At 59.9% G+C, this 19,761-nt stretch carries 14 protein-coding genes and 2 pseudogenes; 7 read left to right on the forward strand and 9 right to left on the reverse strand.

Annotated elements, in window-relative coordinates; all coding sequences use genetic code 11:
- Window positions 1-12: 12 nt before the first annotated feature.
- Both H1204_RS41245 and H1204_RS41250 read right to left on the reverse strand, forming a co-directional pair.
- On the reverse strand, window positions 13-312 hold the full coding sequence (locus H1204_RS41245; RefSeq protein ID WP_180735862.1) for a hypothetical protein: 300 nt from the start codon (window positions 310-312) through the stop codon (window positions 13-15).
- Between the two features lie 202 nt (window positions 313-514).
- Window positions 515-943, reverse strand: a pseudogene (locus H1204_RS41250) (cation transporter); the annotation flags it as partial.
- A 645-nt stretch (window positions 944-1,588) separates the two neighbouring features.
- Between H1204_RS41250 and H1204_RS41255 the strand changes: the two are divergent.
- The 7 genes from H1204_RS41255 (at window position 1,589) to H1204_RS41285 (ending at window position 8,072) form a co-directional block, all read left to right on the forward strand.
- Window positions 1,589-2,569: a chromate resistance protein ChrB domain-containing protein gene (locus H1204_RS41255; protein ID WP_180735863.1), complete on the forward strand. Its 981-nt coding sequence runs from the start codon at window positions 1,589-1,591 to the stop codon at window positions 2,567-2,569.
- On the forward strand, window positions 2,563-3,744 hold the full coding sequence (locus tag H1204_RS41260; RefSeq protein WP_180736278.1) for a chromate transporter: 1,182 nt from the start codon (window positions 2,563-2,565) through the stop codon (window positions 3,742-3,744). Before H1204_RS41255 ends, H1204_RS41260 begins: the two co-directional genes overlap by 7 nt.
- 37 nt (window positions 3,745-3,781) lie before the next feature.
- A complete protein-coding gene (locus tag H1204_RS41265; protein ID WP_243469076.1) occupies window positions 3,782-4,516 on the forward strand; it encodes a superoxide dismutase in 735 nt (244 codons plus the stop codon).
- 30 nt (window positions 4,517-4,546) lie between these two features.
- Complete coding sequence (locus H1204_RS41270) at window positions 4,547-5,782, forward strand: MFS transporter (protein WP_180735864.1); 1,236 nt, start codon at window positions 4,547-4,549, stop codon at window positions 5,780-5,782.
- Entirely contained in the window at window positions 5,779-6,822 is a 1,044-nt protein-coding gene (locus H1204_RS41275; RefSeq protein ID WP_180735865.1) for a YncE family protein, read from the forward strand. The genes H1204_RS41270 and H1204_RS41275 overlap by 4 nt, the downstream gene beginning before the upstream one ends.
- 41 nt (window positions 6,823-6,863) lie before the next feature.
- The gene (locus H1204_RS41280) at window positions 6,864-7,220 is read left to right on the forward strand and encodes a transcriptional regulator (protein ID WP_180735866.1); all 357 of its coding nucleotides are present in this window, start codon (window positions 6,864-6,866) and stop codon (window positions 7,218-7,220) included.
- 624 nt (window positions 7,221-7,844) lie between these two features.
- A complete protein-coding gene (locus H1204_RS41285) occupies window positions 7,845-8,072 on the forward strand; it encodes a hypothetical protein (protein ID WP_180735867.1) in 228 nt (75 codons plus the stop codon).
- A 196-nt stretch (window positions 8,073-8,268) separates the two neighbouring features.
- On the opposite strand, the gene H1204_RS41290 is transcribed toward H1204_RS41285, so the two are convergent.
- The 7 genes and pseudogenes from H1204_RS41290 to H1204_RS41320 all read right to left on the reverse strand — a co-directional run bounded on the left by H1204_RS41290 (window position 8,269) and on the right by H1204_RS41320 (window position 19,739).
- Window positions 8,269-9,630 carry an aromatic acid/H+ symport family MFS transporter gene (locus H1204_RS41290; protein ID WP_180735868.1) on the reverse strand — a complete coding sequence of 454 codons (1,362 nt, stop codon included), beginning with the start codon at window positions 9,628-9,630 and terminating at the stop codon, window positions 8,269-8,271.
- 144 nt (window positions 9,631-9,774) lie between these two features.
- Entirely contained in the window at window positions 9,775-10,638 is an 864-nt protein-coding gene (locus tag H1204_RS41295) for a VOC family protein (protein WP_180735869.1), read from the reverse strand.
- 754 nt (window positions 10,639-11,392) lie between these two features.
- Window positions 11,393-11,725 (reverse strand): annotated as a pseudogene (locus H1204_RS41300) (septal ring lytic transglycosylase RlpA family protein); the annotation flags it as partial.
- 360 nt (window positions 11,726-12,085) lie between these two features.
- On the reverse strand, window positions 12,086-12,634 hold the full coding sequence (locus H1204_RS41305) for a hypothetical protein (RefSeq protein WP_180735871.1): 549 nt from the start codon (window positions 12,632-12,634) through the stop codon (window positions 12,086-12,088).
- Between the two features lie 1,373 nt (window positions 12,635-14,007).
- Window positions 14,008-15,159 carry an IS110 family transposase gene (locus H1204_RS41310; RefSeq protein WP_180735872.1) on the reverse strand — a complete coding sequence of 384 codons (1,152 nt, stop codon included), beginning with the start codon at window positions 15,157-15,159 and terminating at the stop codon, window positions 14,008-14,010.
- 643 nt (window positions 15,160-15,802) lie between these two features.
- Complete coding sequence (locus H1204_RS41315) at window positions 15,803-16,060, reverse strand: DUF4242 domain-containing protein (protein WP_086916823.1); 258 nt, start codon at window positions 16,058-16,060, stop codon at window positions 15,803-15,805.
- 55 nt (window positions 16,061-16,115) lie between these two features.
- Entirely contained in the window at window positions 16,116-19,739 is a 3,624-nt protein-coding gene (locus tag H1204_RS41320; protein ID WP_180735873.1) for an AAA family ATPase, read from the reverse strand.
- Between the last annotated feature and the right edge of the window lie 22 nt (window positions 19,740-19,761).

Genomic DNA, 19,761 nt, shown 5'->3' on the forward strand with positions numbered 1-19,761 from the left:
GCACGAACAGAATCAATTTTTCGGCTTGCCGCTGCAAGCAGCGACCAGATGGTCGTGACGCGCATGTCGTACCGCTCTCATCATGGTCCGGTATTTCTGCACGACGTGGAGCCAACCCGCGCTATTGAGATAAGCTTTCTCTTGTGAATAGCTGCGCTTTGCCCAATTAACGAGAACGCGGGGGACGAGCAGGTAACGATCGCGGCGCAAACGCGGCACTACTAACCAACCCATCATCATTATGGTGCGGCGAGATGCGCTGATTCCTTCAATCCGTGATAACTGCCTGGTTATCACGGTAATCACGTCCACGATGACGGGTCATCGGAACGGTGTCGGACCCACAACTGCCACACAAGTACGCGACCCGTTCGACTGTTTGCGTGTCGTAAGCGGCCGTTCATCCGTGACTGGAACTGCGGCGCGTGGCAACGCCGAAGGCAGCACGATCAGACCGTCGCTTTGGCGTTGGTTCGCGCTACGACTACAAATCGATCCGGCGGCAAGAAAAGTATCAGGTCGCTCCGGACGGGTTGACCTCAGCGGTCACATGAGAAAGACCTTTGAAATGGGCCAATTCGGCATGAAAGAACGCTGGCCCGTGCTGCGTCTTGTCCGTCGCAACCGACAACACTGCGCCCATGTGACCGGGACCGAGGCAGACATGAAGATCGAGAACCGTGTCGCCAGCGTTCTCGCCGGTTCGGCGCACATCATTAGCCAGGCGTCGGTCGTGATTCATATCCAGCAGGATTGCGCCCGTGTCGCGCAGCAACCCGTAAGACCAGTTCGCAATCACGAGGGCACCAACGATCCCGGCCGCAGGATCCATCCAGACCCAGCCAAACCGCCATGCGAGCAGGAGACCAACAATCGTCAGAACCGAGACGGCAGCGTCGGCCATCACATGAACATAGGCGGCGCGGATGTTGTGATCCCGCGTCACCGCAGCATGCACCTGCGCGTGATGCCAGCGCCTGTTTAGCCCGCACGTTCATACGCCCATCACTTACACCCACGCACATTTCCCGGGCATTCGCCGTCACTCGCATTGATGGCCTACGCATAGCGCACTACTCTGATTTAAGACGCTCTTTGCCTATGCAGGTCCGAACCGTGAGAACGAAACGCACACTCTGGGCCCTTGCTGCCATTGCGATTCTCCTTGGCGCCTGTGTTTATGCCTTCTTCTGGCTGCCGTACCTGAGCGGTGACTGACAACTCTGGTCTCCCTTCGATCAGCACGTTAATCGTAGATTCGAACCGCGGTCCTACGCGGTCCGCATCCCTGGATTCCTTACCGCTATCTCCGTGGTAACGGCGACCACAGAATCGTGCGTGCCAGATGGCCCTTTGCCGGAAGCGCACACCCGCTGAACTGCCTGTTGATGGCGTCGTCGCCTCCGTGAGGCCGTACCGGCTCGAGCTGCTGCCGATTCCTACGAGTTCTCCCGATAACCGCATAGGTATTGCGTCGAAAGCGCGCCGCTGCGCGGCAAATTTCCCCTTGAGGGGATGCGCCGCCAATCGCCACTCCGTTGAAAAATACAGTTTGTAGATTTCACTACACTGGTGTAGTTTACGCTACATGAACACTCTGACAGTCTGGTCCCTACTGGTCCTCACCCTTCCAACCGAGAATGCCACAGCGCGCATGCGCTTCTGGCGAACACTGAAAGCAAAGGGATGTGCTGTGCTGCGCGACGGCATCTATCTACTGCCTTACACCGAAGAGCGCGAACAGATGCTCCGCGAACTGGCGGACGCCATCGCGGATAGTGGTGGCACCGCACATCTGCTGCGCGCACCGAGCCTCGATACCGTGCAGGACCAGGAATTCCGGGCGCTTTTCGATCGCGGTGAAGATCACGCCGGGTTCACGCGCTCACTGAACGACGCGCGCAAGACCGTTTCCGGCCAGTCGGCGGCCAATCTGACAAAGTTGCTTCGGAAACTGCGCAAGGACTACGAAGCGATCGTAGCGACCGACTACTTCCCGGGCGACGCCTCGACACGCGCCGAGGCAGCGTGGCAGGACTTTATCGGTCTGGTCGACACCGTGCTGTCGCCTGGTGAGCCCCATTCTGCCGAACGTCCGATCCGAAGCCTGTCAGTCGGTGACTATCAGGGCCGCACCTGGGCAACGCGCCAGCACATGTGGGTCGATCGCGTGGCGAGCGCCTGGCTGATCCGGCGCTTCATCGATCGCGATGCCCGGTTCATCTGGCTCACATCGCCGGGTGCCTGCCCGGCCAACGTGCTTGGCTTTGACTTCGACGGTGCGGCGTTCACACATGTCGGTGAGCGCGTGACCTTCGAGGTGCTGATTGCGAGCTTTGGTCTCGACAAGGACCCGGCACTGCTTCGGCTTGGCGAGATGGTTCATACCCTTGACGTCGGCGGCGCCCCCGTTCCCGAAGCAATCGGTTTCGAAGCCGTGATGGCGGGCGCGCGGGAACACGCGGCCGACGACGATCAACTTCTCGACGAGATGGGCCGCGTCCTGGATTTGCTCTACACGCACTTTGCGTCGGCTGCGAAATCCCGCGACGCTGGAGGTCGATCATGAGCACGACGGCTACGACGCCCGTTTACACGCTCGGCCAACTGATCCTCTATATGCTTCGACTCGGCACGTTCGGGTTTGGTGGTCCAGTGGCGCTTGTCGGCTACATGCATCGCGATCTCGTTGAGCAGCGCGGCTGGATCAGCGAGTCGGATTACCGTGAGGGTCTGGCACTCGCGCAGATGATGCCTGGACCGCTGGCCGCACAGCTCGGCATTTACATGGGCCACGTGCACTATCACCTCATCGGCGCGACGCTCGCTGGCATCGCGTTCGTGTTGCCGTCGTTCCTGATGGTCGTCGGCCTCGGCTGGGCCTACGCACATTTCGGGGGCCTCTCCTGGATGCAGGCCGCCTTCTATGGCGTGGGTGCTGCCGTTGTCGGCATCATCGCGATGAGCGCCTACAAGCTCACCGCGCGGACTCTCGGCAAAAACTGGCTTCTGTGGGCGATCTATCTGACGCTCGCGGCGGTGACCGTCATCACCGAATCCGAAATCGCGTGGCTTTTCATTGCGGGTGGCCTAATCAACTGGTTCGTTATTGCTCCGCCGAGATGGCTGACGAAGAGTGGCCTGAACGCCATTGCGGCTACGCAGTTGCCCGTTGCAAGCGGAATACTAGGCGGTCTCGACTGGCCACTACTCGGCCAGATCGGATTGTTCTTCGCGAAGGCCGGTGCCTTCGTGTTCGGCTCCGGGCTGGCGATTGTGCCGTTCCTTTACGGCGGTGTGGTCACCGAACATCACTGGCTTAATGACAAGCAGTTCGTCGATGCCGTCGCCGTCGCGATGATTACGCCAGGACCGGTCGTGATCACGGTGGGCTTCATCGGCTATCTGGTCGCAGGTCTCGCGGGTGCCTGCGTTGCCGCGCTTGGCACCTTCCTGCCGTGCTATCTCTTCACCGTGCTGCCGGCACCGTATTTCAAGAAGTACGGCAAGCTGCCCGCCGTCAAGGCATTCGTCGACGGCATCACGGCCGCCGCTGTTGGCGCGATTAGCGGCTCGGTGATCGTCATTGCGCGGCGCTCCATTGTCGACTGGCCGACCGTTCTGCTGGCGCTGGCTACTGCGCTGCTGTGGCGTTTCAAGAAGCTGCAGGAACCGGTCATCGTTATCGCTGCTGCGCTCATCGGTCTTGTTGTGTACCCGCTCATCCATTCGCACGCCGTCTGATTGCATGCGCGTGCGTACACATGCGAGGACAGCACTCATGGCAACACGTCGCACTTTCCTCCACAACGCGGCTGCCGTCGGCGCCGGTGTCCTGCTCACACAGGCGCAAAACGCACACGCGGCTGACGAACCCGGCTTTGTCGACAGGCTGACCGACGCGGACGGCAAATATGTGGCCGGTCCGCTGCCCTTCGCCTACGACGCGCTCGAACCCGCGATCGATGCCCGCACTGTCGAACTGCACTACAACTTTCATCACAAGCCCGCGGTGGTTGCCGCCAACAAGGCGGAGGATGCACTTGCGAAAGCCCGCGATTCGAACGACTTCGCGCTCGTGAAGTTTTACGAGAAGGAGCTCGCCTTCCAGCTGTCCAGCCACATCCTGCATACGGCTTACTGGACGAGCATCTCGGGGAAAGGCGGTGAACCGAAGGGCGATCTCGCAAGGGCAATCGACAGGACCTTCGGTTCCTATGCGAAGTTCAAGGGGCAGCTGATCGCTGCAACGGTCGCAGTTGAGGCGTCAGGCTGGGGTGTGGTCGGCTATCACCCGGCAACAGGCAAGCTGATGATCCTGCAATGCGAAAACCATCAGAAACTCACAGCGTGGGGCATCCAGCCCGTCCTCGTCCTCGATGTGTTCGAGCATGCCTACTACCTGAAATACCAGAACCGGCGCAACGACTACGTCAACCAGCTTTTCAGCATCATCAACTGGGACAATGCCGCGTCGAGACTACGGGCGGCAATGCCCGCTCAAAAAATAGCCTGACATGTACCCCGAGCATATTCGGCGGTTGGCATGGGTATCCTGACTCGCCCGGCCTTGCTCCTTCCCGATGGAGTCGAGCGCAGTGCCCTGATCCTGCTCGTTGCCCGTGGACTACGTGGCACGTGCGATGGCTTTATCGCCGTGCTGCTACCCGGCTATCTGCTGGCGATGGGCTTTGGACAACTGGCTGTCGGACTCATCAGCACGACCACCCTGTTCGGCTCGGCTTTCGCGACCGTGCTGGTGGGTCTCGTCGGCAATCGCTTTGCGCCGCGAGGTCTGCTGCGCTTCGCGGCTGCGCTTATGTTCGCCACCGGTCTGGCGTTCGCGGGGCTGTCGTCGCTGTGGCCACTGCTCATTGTTGCGTTCGTCGGTACGTTGAACCCGAGTTCGGGCGATGTCAGCCTGTTTCTTCCACTTGAACACGCGCGGCTTGCGGAGTCTGCGACAGGCGATGCACGTACCGCACTGTTCGCGCGCTATAGCCTGGTCGGTGCGTTGTCTGCGGCACTCGGGGCCCTCGCGGCCGGATTGCCCGACTGGATCTCTGCCCACGCGGCGGTCACACCGCTCGCGGCGATCCGCGCCATGTTTCTCGTCTACTCGACAACAGGATTCATCGTCTGGGTACTTTACGGGCATCTACCCGCGCCCCATGTGTCGGCCGATAGAACGCACGTACCGCTTGGGCCGTCACGCGGAATCGTCATGCGCCTTGCGCTGCTGTTCAGCATCGATGCCTTTGCTGGTGGCCTTCTCGTCAACTCGCTGCTGACCTTGTGGTTGATCGAGCGGTTTGGACTGTCGCTCGGCGCGGCAGGTCAGTTCTTTTTCTGGGCGGGGCTACTCAGCGCGGGTTCCCAGCTCGCCGCAGCGCCGTTATCGCGCCGGATTGGCTTGCTCAATACGATGGTGTTCACACACATCCCGTCGAGCGTATGCCTCATTGCCGCAGCGTTTTCGCCGTCGCTCGCGCTAACCCTAGCGCTGCTTCTCGTGCGCAGCGCCCTCTCGCAGATGGATGTGCCGACTCGCAGCGCGTACGTCATGTCGATCGTCACACCGGCTGAACGGCCCGCTGCAGCCAGCTTCACCGCGGTGCCACGAAGCCTCGCGGCAGCGCTCGCACCGGTGCTATCCGGGATGCTTCTCGGCCTGGGATGGCTCGGTGCTCCGCTGGTCGCGTGCGGTCTACTCAAGATTGCCTATGACCTTTCGTTGCTCGTCTCATTCCGCCGCGTTCGGCCAGACGGAGGGTCTTCATGACGCGCAAACCGATATCCCGCCGCAGAGCCGTGCTTTTGTATGTAGTTTTCTGCGTGCTGTCCGTTGTCGCGGGTGTTTTCGTGTATCGCGTTCCTCAGGCCGCCAACTCATCGGGGACCGCTACCTTGCCGCTGACGCATGTCGCTGACGTGCCCTTACCGGGGCGCTCGACCCGTCTCGACTATGAGAGCTTCGATCCCGTTCGTCATCTGCTGTTCATCGCGCATCTGGGCGACAGCGAAGTCATCGTCGTTGACACAGAAAATTTGCACGTAGTTGCTCGCATCGGCAATATTGCCGCAGTGCATGGCGTACTCGTTGTGCCTGAGTTGTCGCGCGTCTATGCGTCAGCAACTGGCTCGAATGAAGTCGTTGCCATTGACGAGCGTACGCTGAAGATCACCGCACGCATGCCGGGTGGCGTCTATCCGGACGGGATGGCCTACGCGCCGGACACTCATAAACTCTACGTGTCGGACGAGACGGGTGGGACCGAAACAGTGATCGACACCCAATCCAATCGTCGCATCAACACGATCCAGATGGGCGGCACCGTCGGCAACACACACTACGACGCCGTCTCTCGGCACGTCTTCGTAAACGCGCAGTCACAGCGACAACTTGTCGAAATCGATCCAGCGAATGATGCGGTCGTTGCACGGATCGATTTACCGGGTGCTAAGGGCAACCACGGGCTGTACATCGTTCCGCAGTTTCACCTCGCGTTTATCGCCTGCGAAGACAACGCCAGGCTACTGGTGTTGGACCTGCTCACGAGAAAGGTCATCCAGTCGTTTGACGTCGGCGACGACCCTGACGTACTCGCGTTCGATCCCGGTCGAGGCACGCTTTATGTGGCGGGTGAAGCAGGCATCGTGTCCATGTTCGCCGTTGAGTCGTCGACTGTGTCGAAGACTGGCGAGGGCAGCATCGGCTCTAACGCGCACGTGGTTGGCATCGATCCATCGACACATCATGTCTTTTTCCCGCTGAAGAACGTCGACGGTCGTCCAGTGCTCCGTGTGATGGCACCACGGTGAGTTTTTGTGTCACCGGAAACGATGGCAGAAGGAGGTTAGACATGAAAGCGGTCCCCATGCTGGCGGTACTACTCGCAGCAACCTCCGCCATGGCTGCCGCACCGCACGTGAGCGATGGCAGGCTGGTCGACGAGCACGGGATGACCTTGTACGTGTTCGACGGAAAGGGAGCCCCAGACGCCAGATCGTGCGAAGGCGACTGCGAAAGAAACTTCCCCCGAGCACTAGCTGCGCCGGGCGACAGACCTACTGGTGACCTGACCGTGATGCCGATGCCTAACGGTGGATCACAGTGGGCCTTCAAGGGAAAGCCTTTACATCGTGGCCTGATGGACAAAAAACCAGGTGATCACGCAGGGGACGGTCTAAACGAGGTCTGGCACAGCGTGCTGATATGAGAGCGAGTTGCGAGGCCCCGCGTGGTTACGATTGGCCGAGATCGGCGGCCAAGCGGTCATCCGCGAATAGCGACGGAACGGCCGAAATTGGCCGACTGCCTGTCCAACGCGGTCGGCAGACACTGGCCGGTTACTACCTCGTACAACGGGCATTCGCTTCCCGATCCTCATGGTCGCGACAGGCATCTCAGCGAGCCACCATTCCGGGGTCGCCGTTCTGACTAAACAGGCTATCAGGGTGCTTCATTACCTACCCTTGGATTCACAACGGATCAGCGTCGCAAGATACACACAGATGGCTCAACTCATACGGCGGTCCCGATCGCCTGCTCCCGAAGGCGCCGCCGAACGATGGGTAATATCTCAAGCGATATAGCCTGATCGCCAGGCACCAAACGGTTTGACATTCTCATACCGTTCCTTACAATCGATAGCCTGTTGCATCGCAACAATCAACAGACGTATCGGTTCCCTGATCGCGTGGTTCTCGACCTCCGCCGTTGTCGAAGTCGTCGCCCGCAGATATCCCCGTACGTTCGATCGTATTATTTCTGCCGAGTGCGAAACTCGGAACGCATCTTTAATTCGTCCTACTTATTTTCACAATTTCTTTCAGACGAAGTCATGACTCCCGGTAATACCAAGGCAGGCAATCCTAGTCCATACACCTTCCGCGATATCGATGCGGCAATTGCCCATCTTGAAGCCGTGCTGGATAAGGAGGGCGCGAGTTCACTGTTTTCGCGAGCGTACTGGCGCGAGAGGATTCTCCAGGCATCCTCTACAACTGGGCTAGCCCCGAAGCAGCGGCAGCGTCTGCATCGTCTGCTGGAGCGAATTGAAACGTTTTGAGCGGCTCGTTCTCCCGGTTCACGTAATGCACGTGTGTCTTATCTCCCTTCCACTGGACACGCGTCAACCTCCGAATGCCATCCCGGAGCGATCCGTCGGCGTGTCGGCGCCATTAGCGTACGGTGCTGCTGGACGAAATGCCGGAGAAGGTGCCTTCGACAAAAGTGCGATGTATGGATTCGACGCTGACAGTCGTCTAAGGCTTGACTGAACCAGAGGGCGTTCGAGCATCCGCAGACGACCTGAGCGCGGCCTCGTGGCGTCCCATGCCAAACATGCTGAGTGCGGCGACGATAGCGGGAATCGCCACGAGCACGAACACAACGGACAGGCCCAGGTGCATGGCTAGCAGCACTCCGCCAATCATCGAGCCCACGATCGAACCCACCCGGCCAATGCCTAGCGCCCAGCTCACGCCGGAGGCGCGGCTGGAGGTTGGATAGTAGGCTGCCGCCAGCGCATTGGCGCCAGTCTGCGAGCCTCCGGTTCCAAGACCAGCCCCAAAGACTGCGAACACCAGCATCGGCAACGACGAAGCGATGCCGATGAGCAGGACAAACACGGCGGCAACAAGGTAAGAGCTTGCGAGTACCAGACAGGGACTGTGCCTGTCCATCAGGCGGCCGATCACCACGGCGCCGACTGTGCTGCCCAAGGGCAGCGCTGCGGCGATCAGCGCAGTCAGACCCAGAGGGACGCCTGTGTTGTTAATGACCGTGGGCAGCCAGCTGGTGAGAAGGTAATACACCAGCAGACTCATGAAGAAGGTGAGCCAGAGGCAGACCGTGCCGACGATCACGCCCTTGCCGAAAAGGTTGCGGACGGGAGAACCCGTGACCTTGTTCTCGGGGACCGTGAACGTCGCATGGTCGAGCGGCTCCAGCGGCGCAATGCGCCGGAGCGTGCGAGCCACCTGCGCCTGCATCCGGCCGGACAGTGCCAGGTACCGGACAGACTCGGGCAGCAGCCACACCAGAACCGGCACCAGCAACAACGGCACTGCCCCACCGAATAGCAGCACGCCCTGCCAGCCATGCAGGGGAATGATCTGCGAGGCGACCACACCTCCTGATGCCCCGCCTAACGTGAAGCCGCAGAACATGCCCGTCACCAGTAGCGAGCGCTGTTTCTCTGGACCGAATTCGGATGTGATCGTGATGGCCGTCGGCATGGCTCCGCCAAGACCCAGGCCGGTCAGGAATCGCAATAGTATGAGTTCGCGCAGAGAAGTCGCAAAGGCGGACCACAGGCACATGACACCGAAAAACGCCACTGAAAGGCAGAGTATGGGCTTGCGCCCGAACCGGTCGGCGAGTGGACCGAACAGGAGCGCGCCTATCATCAGACCGAACAGGCCGCCGCCGAACAAAGGCGCCAACTGAAGCGCACTCAATGCCCATTGCTTCCTGATAGCTGGCGCGATAAATCCGGCGGTCGCCGTGTCGAAACCATCGAACGCGACTGTCAGGAAACACAGCGCGACGATCAGCAGCTGATACGTCGACAGCCTGTGCGAATTGATGAAGTCCTGAACGTCGACCGTTCTGCTCGTTGCCATGGCGTTCTCCCTGTAGCCGCTAAATCCAGGCTGTTTCTTTGACAAGGGTGCTGGCAGGAAGCTTGTCCCGCGTGTTCTACTGGCTCCGCCTCCGGTAGCCTTGGAGGTTGCTCTCGCGCGATCAGCGATGGACCTGATCGCGCGTCAGGATTGAAACTCTGGAATGTCGGGTTTGGCGCCCCACATGCAAAAGCCGGTGGAATCAAACGGGAACCGGCGGGGACAGTAACTTGCTTCCTCATCCGGTCTGATCAGACGAACGCCTGTCGAGTATTCATAAGTCATTCCGTCAGGCCCCTCGAAGTAGAGAAAGATGGCGCCCGACGTCGGATGCCGCCCTGGTCCGAACCGAATGGGTATGCCCTGTTCACGCAGGGTGTACCAGGCGCGCATGAGATCGTCGATGCTTGCAACCTGGTGATTGATATGTTGGATGCCGGCGAACGGGGACGGAAAGAGGGCGATCCGGTGATGTACCTCGTCAATTCTCAGCAGCGGTGCAGATCCGATCCAGTCGCTCACGCGCGCATTGCACAGTTTCGTCCAGAAGATCTCGTCACGTCCGGGATCGCTGGTGCGCAGGCCGACGTGGCTGAAGCCGGTGATTCCGGCGTCGCGTGACGGAAAATAGCGACGGCCGCTATACAAGGCGCCGAACACCAGTTCGATCTGGTTGCCCGATGGATCCTTGAAACTGATGAAAGCGCGTACGCGACGTTGATCGCACTCGTCTCGACTGCCGGCGTGTACGCGGAAGCTATTCTGCTCTAACACCGCACCTGCCCGTTCGGGCGCTTCGATCGTGACGACATCGAATGCAATCGTCTGGTCATTCGGATCGCCCTCGAAGTAGACCAGCGTGTGATCGCGCTCATCCGAGCGCAGGTAGGCCCACCCACCCTCGCGGCGCACCAGCTGCAATCCAAGGATATCGGCGGCATACTTCGCCGCGGCGTCGATGTCACGTGTACCGAGCCGAACATACCGGAGTTCGTGCAAATTGATCATGAACGGGACCCTGCGGTTTGCCTATCTCCAAGGATAGGCGGCCCCCACTATGCGGGCCCAATTTTCATGGCTGCTCGCCTTGGGCCTGCTTTGGGCTGGAGATGGAAAGAGCGCTGTCCGGCGAAGGGTTTGATGCCGCCCCGTCCCGGAGGATATGCGGAAGCTCGCACGATCGTCTCGGGTCTACGTCGCGCTTATCGAAGGATTTTGGGTCGCAACAAATGCGAGCGGCCCCGTCTTTCACCCGCGAATGTCTGCCGCCTAAGGCGGACGAGACGTTCGAGCGTCCGCCCCGGCGCACCGGCCAATGCCTCAAGTTGGCCGAACCCGCTCCAACCCAGCCGATCAGCCGTTCGGAAATCAGATCAACGATTGAGCTCAGCCAATAGAAGCGGTCTCCTGGAACAGGCCGCTTGAAGAGGACGCAAGTTAAACGAGCAGTCGTTCACCTCAACGCGAGGTATAGCAGCATTACGAGGGTGAGCAAGAGCAAGTACGTGTCCGTCGACGCTTCCCTTTGAAGGGGTACTGTGCATATCACCCTCGCTACACAAACGACCATTGCCAGCAGAGCCAGAAAGAATAGCGGGAGAAGCCACAGCGGAAATGGAAACTCCGCCTTCCATTTGCGGAGAGTGACTACGAAGAAGAAAAGACCCCGAAGCAACCCACGGGTTGCAATCAGTTGTTTTGCGGCTACGCAGTCTTGCCGAGCCCTTAAGCAAGCAACTTGCTCAGAGCACCGTCTATGACTTCACCGCTCTGTCGTCAAGGCTTCGCCCTCGTCCGACCCTGTCTGTGTCTTCTCCACACGTTCAATCTGCACGCGCATCGACCGCGCGTCTGGCAAACTCAAGACTTGCGCCGCAGCGTAAGAGAGATCGATAATCCGGCCTCTGACGTATGGTCCGCGATCGTTGATGCGAACGACAACCGACTTCCCGGTAGCCAACGATCTAACGCGCACATAGCTGCCGAGCGGTAATGTTCGATGGGCGGCAGTCAAGGCGCCGCCATCGTAGCGTTCTCCGTTTGCGGTCAGATGCCCCTGGAACGTTGCCGAATACCATGACGCCTCGCCGGATTGCAACATTTCGTGCTCGTGCCGAGGGTGACAGGGATCAGCTCTGCACGCTGCATGCTTGGACGGAATCTCTCCGCAAGCAGTGAACAAAGCACAGATTCCCAAGACTCCCAAATAGCGAAGTAATAGCACCATAACCCACCCAACAGTTATTGAGACGTGGTTCTAACGGTCTCCAAATGTTCGCGCTGGTGGCGTGCCCGGGTTACGTAACACCTAGACAATATTCTAGGTGACAACGTCCGACTATAAGTCAACGGCCGCTACAGCTGAACTCGCTTCCGCTTTGGCGACCGCACGTGCCATCACTCGCCTGTTAGTGATCAGCATGAAGGTCATGGACGTAAAGCGTGTCTGCTTCGATCACCCTTGCGTGAATATCGTGTGCTTCGATATCGCCCGCCTGCACCGCCGGTGCATGGATATCTTCGCCGTGCGGCCCCCGGGCTCCCCTTCCACCCTGTAGACAACCCTGGCATGCACGCTTTCGGCATGCACATCATGCGCCCGGATCACGCTGGCTCGCACGACATCGCTATGGATATCATGCGCGTAAAGCACCTGGGACCGGAGATGTTCGCGGCGATAGCGCGGAACATACACGTTCTCGTACCACGTTTGCTGCACGAAGTAGACCGGTTGGCTACACGCACCGTACCTGCGGCAATACTCGCGCCAGTTCTTAGCCTGATAGGCGGGGACGTAGACATAGAGCGGTTCAGGGATGACACCCGCCGGCACCGGCTCGATCACGACCGGCTGAGCGTACATGAGCTGTGGATGCGGCGCATCACCGAGATTGATGCGCCCATAGAAACCGGGCTGTCCAACGCTAACAGATACGCCGACGTTTGCCGCAAGCACTGGTGCGGCAAGCGCCGCCGTTACGGCCGCCAGAAGAAGACGTTTCATGCTTTATGTTCCTGGGATTGTTCGCCCTTGGGCGCGGCAACGGCGCACTGTGCGCGGTGCGTGATGTTAGCGAGCCGGAATCGATGCGGTTGTGAGCGAGTGTAAGCGATCGTTTCAGCTTGCCTGATCGCCAGCATGGGCCGCTCCTTTAGAACGAGGCTCAGTCAAGACGATCTGAGGCAGACGATTACGCTCTGGCCGACGACGCACGAACGACGACCTTGGGCGTAGGGGTCCGCAGCAGAGAGGCAGTAAGCCGGCGTCTTGGCGATACTGGCTGTCACGGCCAAACCGCGTCTTCGATGAGCCCGTATGCACAGGCTTACCCACAGAATTTGTGGATAATTTTGGGACAGACAAGAACGATTGGTAAGCAAACGCTTTGCTATCCAGTGGCAGTTTTCTGGGGCGGAGCCGACGGCTGAACGTCCGCTCGATCGAAGCGCGGGTGTCGCTTCATGGCCGTGCACTGCCTCACGCAAATCGGCATGCGCAGCGCGAACCGTGCAAGCCGGGGATCGACGGTACGCGACCCGAATCAGCCTATCCGGCTGGCGCGAAGTCTATGGCCGGTTCCGGAACCTGAACCGCCTTTCAACGCACTCTGGTTTCGCATGCTCCAGAATGATTGCACGAGGTGTAGACAGGACTATCGGCGAGCAAATCGGGACTCCACCTTGATTAATTTCTACTGCCGTACGGAAGCGACGGTCGTTGAACTGGTGAGCAGTAGAACCGCCTGGTTTTCTTCACCCGCTTGTATATCAAAGAGTTACGCTTCACGAATCATCCATATCGAGACTGTCGAGCAGCGCGATCGCTGCCGTAACATCCTGGCAATCCAGACCTTCGGTGAAAGCGCTGACAACCGGCCGGAGCAAGTCCCGCGCCTCCCGGCGCTTTCCGTTGGCTTTCCACAAGCCTGTACGGCAATAGACTGCGCAACTAATTATGTGACACAGTAAGACTTCTATGGGGCATTGGAAGTCAAGCCCTTTGGCGGTCCCGTTTTCCGTCAGTGATCTCCCGTTGGCTGGCGCGGCAGGTTATCCACGGCCGGCCGGCGGGTCGCCCGTCACGACCACGACGCTGGCCGGCGGTGGATAACCTGCCTGATCATATGATCTGTACTCCTCCGTATAAATCGAGCGTTTTACAGCAGCGAGGCCGGGGTGCCTGAAGTCCGGACATGACCGGACCAACTTCTATCCGTGCCGGCACCAGGCCGGGCACCACATACCGCATGCGCAAGGCGCTGGAACCACCCCAGTACGGACGCGCCCCATCTAAAACTACGGTTACCTCCGAAGGTAACCCGCTTACTGTCCGGGCGCGCTGAACCTTCAATGCTGTTGGCGTTCGACGTTGGCTGCTCAGGTCGCCAGCACCTTCCTGGCAGGTGACTTGAGGGTTGCCCCGAGGGGAATCTCGCCGAATTCCAGATAGCGCCACAGCGCGACAGCCAGACGTCTCGCAAGCGCCACGATGCCGATGCGTCGTACTCGCTTGCCGCCGCCTGCGAAGCGCTCGTTGAACCAGTGGCTCAGCTGGCTGGCGGGCTGGAAGCGCAGCCAGCTCCAGGCCAGTTCCACCACTAGCCATCGGGCTCGCTTGTTGCCGATCTTGCTGATGCCCTGCTCAACTTCACTCGTACCGCTGGCATAGGGCGTCGGGGCCAAGCCCAGGCAGCCGGCCACTTCGCGGCGGTTGTGAAACTGCCGCCAGCCGAACAGTTCCCTGACCAGGGTCCAGGCGCTGCCGATGCCGATACCCGATAGGCGCGCGAGCAGCGCGATGACGGGTTGCGCGCCGCTGCGAACCTCATGCTGCTGCTGTGACTCGAGCGTCCTGATCTGCCTGGCAGCGAGCGAGAGCCGCTCACATTCGCGGTCGATTTCGGCGCGCAGGCCCGGCAGCAGTTGCGGGGCGTGCTGCGCCCACCAGTGTGTCCACGCGCGCCCACCGATGCGCTCGACCCTCAGATTGTGGAGTACCAGCAGCGAGCGGATCCGGTTGCTGTGGGCGGTGCGTTCCTGCCGCAGGCGATCGAGTTCCCGGTGTACCCGCCGGTCATCTTCCTGTTCGGGAGTAGGGATGCGCGCGACCGCCCATACCCGGCGTTCACCACCGTAGTAGCGCATCAGCATCGACAGCAGCTTGTCGCTGTCGAGACGGTCGGTCTTGGCGCGACGTCTGCGCCGGTTCACTTCGATACTGGCGGAATCGACCACCAGGTTCTTGATCTGATGTTCCTCAAGCCAGCGGTGCAGCCAGAAGCCATCACGCCCGGCTTCATAACAGCTACGTACCGGAGCGTCGGTGGCCAGATGGCAGCGCACCTTGGCCCTCGCAATCGCCATGAAGACTGCGGCCGTATCGCCGGCGGCCACTGTGCAGCGGCTCGGCGCGCGCACCCCATCGCCCAGCGAGAGCTTCCAGTTCCTGTCACCCAGTTCGAAGGCGACATACAGCGATCCGGTGATGGTTGTATCCTGCCCGTGAAGGGTCGTGCGAGGCGCATTCATTTGCGTACTCCTCTCGGAAAACGGGTATCGGAATCCTCGTTTTACTCCAGGAGGCTTACTTCCGCGGCCCTTCCATAGTATCTAAGAGGATGGCATATGGGCAAGGGGCACTTTTAGTGTTCAAACCCCGTGCGGCATGCGCGCGGGGAAACTGTCTTGAGGTGCGTTGAAGATCTCGATAGGATCGCGCATCGGCTGACAGTGAGACCCTTGATTCCGCTGGCAATGGGTGAAGACATCAGGGAAGGAATCCGTAGCCGCCTCACCGACATCGTTATCTGAATGTCGGCACAGGCAGCGCAAGCAACGTTGACCATCGAGAATCGAAATGGCCGATCTCGTGACGTGACTGGAACCGACGCCGGGATAAAGGCCGCTTTCGAGGCGCACCGGTCATCGTCATATGCGCCTTCGTAACTGGTGATATGACCCAGGGCGTCGTCTGCCTTTCGGCATTGCGTCCTCAACTGCTCGACCTCGTCCCCGCCTTGAACGAACGCCAATCATGGTTTAGGAGACACGCTGCCGCTTAAGCAGACTCGAACGCGTCGATCGGTGATTGCCGCCGCTGCCCGATAACGTTAGCGGCAATCCTGTCGTTGCAGACGCTCAGTCATAAGATGATGTATCCGTGCCCCGCCTCCTAGTTAAACATTTCCGGCCGCAAGTCGCTTACCTCGATGATCACATCGGCCGGCAGATTAGCTCTACGTGCGGCGGCACGGATGGCGTCGGCGTTGGGCGCCTCATACAGGCAATAAGTTTTCTTCTTGTCCGCGCTGAGAAATGAAAAGAGCCACTCGACGCCTTCCTCGTCGTTGATTCTCTTCACAGATGCAGCGCTTTCGCCTGTGACCTCAAGTTGCTCTGCAAAATTACGTTCAATCATAAAACGCGGCATGTGATTCTCCTTGAATAGCGACTGCACATTGCACGTCCAACTGTGCAAGCCTGTGCTAGCTTTTGAGCCCTGTTCCTGTCTGCGCGCCAGCGATGCGCTTGACGAGCGCGAACATCTTGAGTTTTTTTGCTGTGGCCACCGCCATCGAGAGCAGGTCTTGCGCGCGTGCTCTATCTCCGATGCCATTGCGTGCCGCCAGCATGAGCGCGTATTCGTGACGGCCATGCGCGAGCCAGGGCCACGCTCTCAAGCGCTCGTCCATGCGCAGCGCGTATTCGAAATGCCGTTCGGCGGCTGACCAGTCGCCAAGAGCATGAGCCAGCATGCCAAGAAACCGTGCCGCAGATCCGCAGCAGAGCGTAAAGACCGGAACCGTGACGACCTGATCCTGGAACGGCAGAAGAAGGGCATAGATGCGTCCGGCATGTTCGACGTCCCGCAGGCGGGCAGCAACCTCCGCCAGATAGGTCAGCGTGACAAGCCGCTTGCTGTCCACGGGGATGCTGGATTCCGATTCCGCAAGCCGAACGAGATTGTCGCGGGCTTGCGCCTCGAAGCCGAGATCACTGCAAATCAACATGAACCCTGGCCGCCACGTAGCGTCCTCGGAATGCTCGTCGACAAACCGCTTGAAGATCGGCGCGACCTCGGCGAGCCGGCCCTGTTCGCGACGTATCGCGAACATCTGCATGCCGTAGACACCTGTAGCGAGATTTGCGTCAGCATTCTGCGCCATATGCAACGAGTCACGCGTCTTGTGCTCTGCCTCGGAGAAGTCACCGACGAGTATGGCGCGCATCGCCTGCGCCCCCGTCACGCACCACTTGTCGAGGAAGTGCTGTCCGCTAGTGGCGATCTGCCGATACCGTTCCAGCGCGCTCTCGAAGCGGTCCACCTCGCCGATCTCCAGGTAGCCAGCGAGACATCGCGCGCATGCGTGCCCGATAGTGTGCGCATCGCCGAGATCTTCCGCCATCTGCCTCAACTCCAGCAACACGCTTTCACGCTCCTGAAACCTGTTCGCAGGTAACGGGAGCGCCCCGACATGCATCAATTCGCACGCCAATGCATCGAACAGGCTCGGCAGATCGTTCAGGCGCCTGGCGAGGGCGACAGCCTCCTCGGCAAATTCACTACTTTGTTCGCGTGCACCCGTCATATGAACGGTGCGTATGAGGCGACTCAACAGGCGGCAACGCTCGACCGACTCTTCGGTTCCAATCAGGGTGAGCGCCTCCTTCAGCAATGAAAGTGATTCGTCGCCGGAACCTTCGAGGAACGTCTCGGCGGTGTCGAACTCTAACGCAGCCTGTACGAGATACGACGTGAGCTTCCGTTCGCGGGCAATTCGGGCCGCCTCGCGGAAGGTCGCGATCGCCTCGCGTTGTGCCAGTCTGAGCTCTGCCCTGCCCCTCGTCAGCAGCAGACTCAGCAGGTGCCTGGCCCGATCCGACTCACTGCAGGAGCATCGGCTGATCAGTTCAAGTCCGCGTTGCACATGGGCGATAGCCTCGTCGCAGGCAGCGCCCGCAAGCGCCCGTTCCCCGGCACGCTGCCAATAGCCGATCGCGCGATCCGGCAGATCGGCCGCAGCGAAGTTCTGAGCGATCAATTCGGGTTGCCGCTCGACGATGTCCGGATAATGTTCTTCAAGAGCAGCAGCGATTAGCGCGTGGTAATGGCGGCGGCGTGCAAGCAGCAGGGATTGGTATGCAATCTCCTGGATCAATGCATGCCGGAACAAATAGGTGTCTCCTTCCGCGAGTTTCCCTGAAGCAGGAACAATGATTTCGGCAGCGATCAGACGGTCGAGCGATCCCTGCAGTTCGTCCTCTGACCTGGACGCGATCAGGCCAAGCAACTTCCTGCCAAATTCACGTCCCACTGTGGCTGCGACCTGCGCGGTTTCCTTGACGGCGGGCTCCAGTCGGTCGAGCCGCGACAGCAGCGAGCCCTGCAGCGTGTCCGGAATCACGATTACCTGCGGCGCGCTTTTCAACTCGTAGCCGACGCCGGCATCCTCCAACAGATCGCTTTGGAGAATGGCCTTTGTTAGTTCCTCGACGAAGAGCGGCACGCCGTCCGTCTTCGAGACGATCTGATCGCGCACGAGATCCGGAAGCTGCTTGCCACCCGTCAGCCGCTCGATCATCGCAACGCAATCGCGGCGCGATAGCCGATCGAGATTGAGTTGAACGAGATGAGGGTAAGTCCATCCCGGTTCGAACTCGGGTCGCGCAGTGATAAGTACCAGCAGCCGGGCGGACACCAGTTGTTCAACCACGAGCCGAACAAACTCGAGAGATGACGGGTCGATCCAGTGTGCATCCTCGACAACGACAAGTACCGGTTGAACGCGCGTTGACGTTTCGAGCAAAGCCACCAGCAGGTCCAGCGTCCGTCGCTTGAAGGAAGGCGACGATGTGTCAATTGCCGGATGGCGCGCGCCTGTCGGAATCCCAAGCAGGATCGTAAGAACCAGAAGCGTCTCGTCGACTTCGCCGCCGAGTCTTGCGATTCCAGCCTCCAGCCGCTGCAGATTCGACGCATCAGACGCGTCGGGGGCGACGTCAAAAGTGCGCTGTAGCCAGCGTTGTACCGGCCAAAAAGGGCTGTTTCGATAGTGCGCGGAACAGTGAAGCGAAACGATTGTATGCGCGTCTTTACTCATGCTCTCGCAGAGCGCCCGCAGCAAGCGAGATTTGCCGATCCCCGGCTCGCCGGTCAACAGTACGCAACGCATTTCGCCATCGACGCTCTGCTTCCAGCGCCGCCGGATCATGTCGAGTTCCGCAGCCCGGCCGATGAGTGGCGTCATCCCATGGATCGTCCTGATTTCGAAGCGGTCGATCGTATCCGCTTGCGCCAGCACACGTTGGACCCGGACCGGACCCGTGACCCCTTTCAATTCGCGCCAGCCAAGATTTTCAAGCTCGAACGATCCTTCGATCAGGTGTTGGACGGTCGGTCCCACAACGATTGCGTCGGGGGGAGCTAGCGACTGCAGCCTTGCGGCGATGATTGGCGCTTCTCCGACGATCGCCCGGTGATCCAGCGAAGATCCAGCGCCAATCGCGCCGGCGACGACAAGTCCCGCTTCGATCCCGATCCGCGCCTGCAGGCGCACGCCGTACTGAGTTTCGATGAGTTCGTTGGCCTCGCGGAGCGCCGCTATGGCAGCGAGGGCGGCAAGTACTGCACGTATTGCATCGTCTTCGTGCGCATTCGGATAGCCGAAATACACGAGCAGGCCGTCGCCGATATAAAGCGCGATATGGCCTTCATGAGCCTCGATCGCGCGTGCGCAGGCTTGATGGTAGACCCCTAGCAGACGTCGCATGTCCTCTGGATCGAATCGCTCCGCTAGCGCTGTCGAATCGATGAGGTCGATGAACATCACTGTGATTTGCCGCCTCTCGGCCTCGACGGCTTCTGATGCGGGCGGCGAAGGCAAGTCTCCACTTTGCTCCGCCCGCCGGAGCGAATGTGTGTGGGCATCGTTCAGCGCCGCAAGTCCTTTTGCAAGTCGCTTGCGATCGCCAAGCGTAAGGCCGAGTTCCTTCAGATCGCCCTCGGAAAGATCGCTGAGCACATCCCAGTCGATCCCTTGCGAGGTGAACTTTGCAGCGTACGCGCCGAGGCCAATCTGCGCTAACCATATCGTCAGATCGTCGGTCATTGTGGATCTCTGGAGCACCCAT

It is taken from the genome of Paraburkholderia sp. PGU19 (genome assembly GCF_013426915.1).
GTDB lineage: Bacteria > Pseudomonadota > Gammaproteobacteria > Burkholderiales > Burkholderiaceae > Paraburkholderia.

Bases quoted from the DNA above. Each gene is read 5' to 3' on its own strand.
- H1204_RS41255 (WP_180735863.1), top strand. From the start codon at position 1,589: ATGAACACTCTGACAGTCTGGTCCCTACTGGTCCTCACCCTTCCAACC.
- H1204_RS41265 (WP_243469076.1), top strand. From the start codon at position 3,782: ATGGCAACACGTCGCACTTTCCTCCACAACGCGGCTGCCGTCGGCGCC.
- H1204_RS41270 (WP_180735864.1), top strand. From the start codon at position 4,547: ATGGGTATCCTGACTCGCCCGGCCTTGCTCCTTCCCGATGGAGTCGAG.
- H1204_RS41275 (WP_180735865.1), top strand. From the start codon at position 5,779: ATGACGCGCAAACCGATATCCCGCCGCAGAGCCGTGCTTTTGTATGTA.
- H1204_RS41280 (WP_180735866.1), top strand. From the start codon at position 6,864: ATGAAAGCGGTCCCCATGCTGGCGGTACTACTCGCAGCAACCTCCGCC.
- H1204_RS41285 (WP_180735867.1), top strand. From the start codon at position 7,845: ATGACTCCCGGTAATACCAAGGCAGGCAATCCTAGTCCATACACCTTC.
- H1204_RS41290 (WP_180735868.1), bottom strand. From the start codon at position 9,630: ATGGCAACGAGCAGAACGGTCGACGTTCAGGACTTCATCAATTCGCAC.
- H1204_RS41295 (WP_180735869.1), bottom strand. From the start codon at position 10,638: ATGATCAATTTGCACGAACTCCGGTATGTTCGGCTCGGTACACGTGAC.
- H1204_RS41305 (WP_180735871.1), bottom strand. From the start codon at position 12,634: ATGAAACGTCTTCTTCTGGCGGCCGTAACGGCGGCGCTTGCCGCACCA.
- H1204_RS41310 (WP_180735872.1), bottom strand. From the start codon at position 15,159: ATGAATGCGCCTCGCACGACCCTTCACGGGCAGGATACAACCATCACC.
- H1204_RS41315 (WP_086916823.1), bottom strand. From the start codon at position 16,060: ATGCCGCGTTTTATGATTGAACGTAATTTTGCAGAGCAACTTGAGGTC.
- H1204_RS41320 (WP_180735873.1), bottom strand. From the start codon at position 19,739: ATGACCGACGATCTGACGATATGGTTAGCGCAGATTGGCCTCGGCGCG.